The sequence below is a fragment of the Bullifex sp. genome (genome assembly GCF_034103065.1).
Lineage (GTDB): Bacteria > Spirochaetota > Spirochaetia > Sphaerochaetales > Sphaerochaetaceae > Bullifex.
In genome coordinates, this window is record NZ_JAXEGN010000194.1 from 1 (window position 1) to 4,882 (window position 4,882).

At 36.2% G+C, this 4,882-nt stretch carries 6 protein-coding genes; all 6 read left to right on the plus strand.

Features of this window, described 5'->3' with window-relative positions; genetic code table 11:
- Window positions 1-421: malic enzyme-like NAD(P)-binding protein (locus SOY52_RS07445; protein WP_320848333.1), on the plus strand; the 421-nt coding region annotated here is incomplete at its 5' end.
- A gap of 402 nt (window positions 422-823) precedes the next feature.
- Entirely contained in the window at window positions 824-1,987 is a 1,164-nt protein-coding gene (locus SOY52_RS07450) for a hypothetical protein (RefSeq protein ID WP_320848334.1), read from the plus strand.
- Entirely contained in the window at window positions 1,984-2,739 is a 756-nt protein-coding gene (gene surE, locus SOY52_RS07455; RefSeq protein WP_320848335.1) for a 5'/3'-nucleotidase SurE, read from the plus strand. The genes SOY52_RS07450 and surE overlap by 4 nt, the downstream gene beginning before the upstream one ends.
- A complete protein-coding gene (locus tag SOY52_RS07460; protein WP_320848336.1) occupies window positions 2,732-3,034 on the plus strand; it encodes a YkgJ family cysteine cluster protein in 303 nt (100 codons plus the stop codon). The genes surE and SOY52_RS07460 overlap by 8 nt, the downstream gene beginning before the upstream one ends.
- Before the next feature lie 2 nt (window positions 3,035-3,036).
- Window positions 3,037-3,753, plus strand: a complete 717-nt coding sequence (locus SOY52_RS07465; protein WP_320848337.1) for a sialate O-acetylesterase — start codon at window positions 3,037-3,039, stop codon at window positions 3,751-3,753.
- A 46-nt stretch (window positions 3,754-3,799) separates the two neighbouring features.
- Window positions 3,800-4,882, plus strand: a 1,083-nt coding sequence (locus SOY52_RS07470) for an alanine--tRNA ligase (RefSeq protein ID WP_320848338.1), incomplete at its 3' end; no start/stop codon positions are given.

Here is a 4,882-nt window from a genome sequence, read left to right on the forward strand (position 1 = left end):
TGATCCTGAGATTACATATGATGATGCAAAGGCTACAAGAAGTGATGTAATAATTGCAACTGGAAGAAGTGACTATCCAAATCAAATAAATAATGTATTAGGATTCCCAGCAATCTTTAGAGGTGCACTTGATGTAAGGGCAACAAGGATAACTGAAAACATGAAAAGAAGTGCAGCATTTGCACTTGCATCTCTTGCTAGAGAAGAAGTGCCAGAAGAAGTGTTTAAAGCATATGGTGGAGAACACTTTAGCTTTGGTAGGGACTACATAGTTCCAAAGCCATTTGACTCAAGAGTTGTACCAACTGTTGCTAAGGCTGTGGCAGAAGAAGCAATGAAAGATGGTGTTGCTAGAGTAAAAATTGATGATTTGGAAGAATATAAGAATCAATTATTTCAAAGATTAAGTAATAGTCTTTGATACAACATAACTATTGAACTAAAAATGAGAGTTATTTCCATCCACAAGGAGTAATAACTCTCAACATTTGATAAATCACATTTAATAAATTTAAACTTTCTATTTAACTGTTTTGCTATATTTATTTACGAAAATTCCTTTTATGAAGATTTAAACTATTTTATTGCATAGATAGCAAGCAGATAATTATGAAATATATTTAATACGTTATATAAAGGAATAGTTTTAAAAAGCTGTTCAACTAATTGCTGCCTTACTAAATGTAGTTTTGAATCATGGCGATATGACTATATTGATACCATCAATCAACACTTCTTAAAAAAATGTCATAAAAAACTTTTTGTTGCCATAAATCCTTATATTATAGTATTATGGCGTATAATAACATTTTAGAGGGGTGTTATGGATAAAATAGCTTCTTTCCACTTGGAAAACTATAAAACAAAACCTGATATCATCTGCCAGGTTCCTGGCGTATGTACTTTAATGGGCGCATTTGCTGACTTTTGTAAAGGATATTCGATAACGGGTACTGGAACATTAGGTTTAAGAATTGCACTCTCAAGAAGAGATGATGAATGGGTTAGAATCTATAACGCAACTAGAAATGATAAAAAGCAATTTTCATACTCTCAAATGAAGTATAGAAAAGAAGATAAGTGGGCAAACTTCATTAAAGGAGCCCTTAATATCCTCTTAGAAGAAAACATAATGCCTCTTCAAGGACTTGATATCACAATAAAGGGAGCTCTTTTATTTTGTGATAACCTAACAATATCTGTAGCATTAACTGCAGGTTTATTAACAGCTTTAAATAGTGAATTTTCACTTTCCCTTGATAAAGCTACAATAATAAGACTTACTTATGCAGCAATTACTAAGTTTAGCAATCTTAATTGTCGATTTAGAGATATCATCACACTAATGTATGCTGAAGAAGGTAATGTATTTAGCTTTGATTTACAGACAATGAACTATACCCTTCGTCCTTTTACCTTTAACAGGGATGATGCATATTGTTTAGTTGTAGATCCAAATGTACCACCTCAGATCTTACGTGAAGAAATTGAAGAAAAGAGACAAGACGCTCATGATTGCTGTAAAAAACTATCAACAAGCCTTCCTAAGGAATATAAATTAAGAAATTACCCAATTAAGGATTTAAAAAGTCATATTATTGCTGGGTTATCAGAACATGAGAGAAGAACTTGTGAATATGTTATTACAGAAACTATATCAACTCAAAAAGGAATGAAGGCTTTAGAGAGTGATGATGCAGTTTCCTTTGCAAAGCAGCTTTCAAGTATTTACTTTGGAATGCGTGATGTCTTTGAAATAACTTGTCCTGAGGTTGATTGGCTTATTAAAAGAGCTGGTGAAACTGAGGGTATCTTTGGTGCATCATTAGTTAGTAATGGTGCAACAGGTTCTATCTTCTTAGTTTTAGATAAAAAAGGAGAAGAGTCATATCAGCAGGTATTAAATGAATATAAGAGGATATTTGACTTTACTCCTGAAACAAGACGATTCCTACCAGGAAGTAGCATAAAGGTAATTAAAAATTGATTATTCTACTCACAAACGATGATGGATATGAAAGTGAAGGAATTAGAACTCTTGAAAGAGTTCTAGCTTCCTATGGTCATGAGATATGGGTATGTGCACCAAGTGGAAATAGAAGTGCACAGTCGCATGCAATGAATATTATTTCTCCTGTTAAGTTAACTAAGTACAAAGATAAACACTACCATTGTAGTGGCACACCAACAGATTGTATTTTATATTCATTAAAAGCAAATGTATTTAAATCACTTCCAGACTGTATTATCTCAGGAATTAATCATGGATATAACTGTTCATCTGATATTTTGTACAGTGGTACTTGTGGAGCTGCATCAGAAGGTGTTATGCATGGTATACCTTCTATAGCACTCTCTGCTGAAAGAGGAAATGATAAAGAATTTTGCTTTGAATCAGCTGCAACTTTCGTAGCAAAAAACATAGATAAGTTACTTTCTTTAACTACAAATGATTCCTTTGTAAACCTTAATTTCCCAACCCCACACACAGATAAGGTAGTTGTATCAGAGTTGGGTATGATTTCTTATTCTGATACTGCAATTCCAATTGAAGAAAGTGATGGAACAATTACTTTCCGTTTAGCTTCTGCTGGAAATGTTGAAAAGACAATTATCTCTGATAATACAACAGATCTGCATGTTGCCTCTTCAGGTGATATCTCATTAAGTGTAATTAAGATAATGCCTCAGTTAAACCATGAAAAGCAGGAAGAAGCAAAAAGGATTTTTAATGCGTAAGTGGGAAGATATTTGTAATAAATGTGGTCTTTGCTGTCATCAAAAAGTAGTTGCTGAGGATTTTCTCCTTCTAGACTTAGCAGAGACCTGTGAGTTTCTTGATAAAGAAACAAATCTTTGCACTATCTATAAAGATCGATTTAAAAAGTGTAAGGACTGTAAAAAGGTTACTCCCTTTATGGCAGCCTTTTCTCCTGTTTTACCTGCAACTTGTGCGTATGTAAAACTGTTTCAAAAGTACCATCTTAGATTTTGCAAGATGGAAAGTGTATTTAGTGAACATATTTTTGATTAGCGATGTATGACTTATTTTTATTTCTAGGACAATCCAATATGGCAGGACGTGGAGATAAGTTAAAATCTCCACAATTAATCGATGGTGCGGGTTTTGAATTTCGCGCAATCACTGATCCAACAAAGCTTTACCCAATAAGTGAACCCTTTGGGAAAGATGAAAATAAAGTTGATGGAATAAATGATCAAAATAAAAAGACAGGTTCATTAGTCACTTCATTTGTAAACACACTTTATACAAGAACTAATATTCCTATTGTAGGTATTAGTGCTTCAAAGGGTGGAAGCTGTATCTCTCAGTGGCAAATTGATTCAAAAGAGGGGTACTTAAAGGATGCAATTGAACGTCTTGAAAAAGCAAAAGAATTCCTAAACGGTTCCATAAGACATATCTACACATTATTCTTACAAGGCGAAAGTGATGGGGACAAAAATACAAGTGAAGAAATCTATATTAAAGATTTTAACTCAATGTACTCCCACTTAAAAAATCATGGAGTTGAAAAGCTATTTTTAATTGAAATTGGAAGATGTAATATCAAGGATCAAGAGCATAGATATGATGAGATAAGAAATGCTCAAAGAAAACTTGATGATGTAGTAATTGTTTCTTCAATTTTAATTGGTGAAGAAATGAAAGATGAGTTTCATTTCTTTCAAGAAAGTTATAATAAAGTGGGCCATGATGCAGCACTCAATATCCCATCAAGCTATTTATAGTATTTAGATACTTTAAAAAAACATACAAAAGGAATATAATCGTTTCATTATGAAAGAATTAACTGCAAATCAATTAAGACAAATGTATATTGACTTCTTCGTATCAAAGGGACACCACCAGATCTCTGGTGCATCACTTATACCGGAGAATGACCCAACAGTATTATTTACTACAGCAGGTATGCATCCACTTGTACCATACATCCTTGGTCAAGAACATCCAGCAGGAAACATGCTTGTTGACTACCAGAAGTGTATTAGAACAGGTGATATCGATGCAGTAGGTGACCCACACCACCTTACATTCTTTGAAATGCTTGGTAACTGGTCTCTTGGAGACTACTTCAAGGAAGAGATGATCGAGTACTCCTTCGAGTTTATGACCAAGGTCCTTGAGATTCCTGTGGACAAGCTGAGCGTAACTGTCTTCGAAGGAGACAATGAAGTTCCACGTGATACGGTAGCCGCAGCAAAGTGGGAGAGCCTTGGAATTTCAAAGGAAAGAATCTACTTCATGCCTCGCGAAGATAACTGGTGGGGACCAGCTGGCGAGACAGGCCCTTGCGGTCCAGACAGCGAAATGTTCATCGATACAGGTCGCCCTGCATGCGGTCCAGACTGTAAGCCAGGCTGCCACTGCGGAAAGTATTTCGAAATCTGGAACGACGTGTTCATGGGATACAGAAAGGAAGCTGACGGTACCTACCATGAAATGGAGAGAAAGTGCATCGACACTGGAATGGGCATCGAAAGGACCATTGCCATTCTCCAGGGAAAGAAGAGCGTCTACGACACAGAAGTGTTCCAGCCTATCATCAAGGCCATCGAAGGCCTTAGCGGCAAGAAGTATGGTGAGAGTGAGGAGGATGACATCTCCATCAGAATCATCAGCGACCACGTAAGGACCAGCGTCTTCATCCTTGGTGACCAGAGAGGTATGGCTCCAGGCAACGTAGGCCAGGGCTACATTCTCCGCCGTCTTATCAGAAGGGCTGTCAGACATGGCAAGAAGATTGGAATTGAAGGAAGCTTCCTTCCTTCCCTTGCTGAGGTGGTCCTTTCCCTCTACTCTGCTCCATACCCAGAGCTTGAGGAGCACAAGGATTTCATCTTTGATGAACTGAAGAAG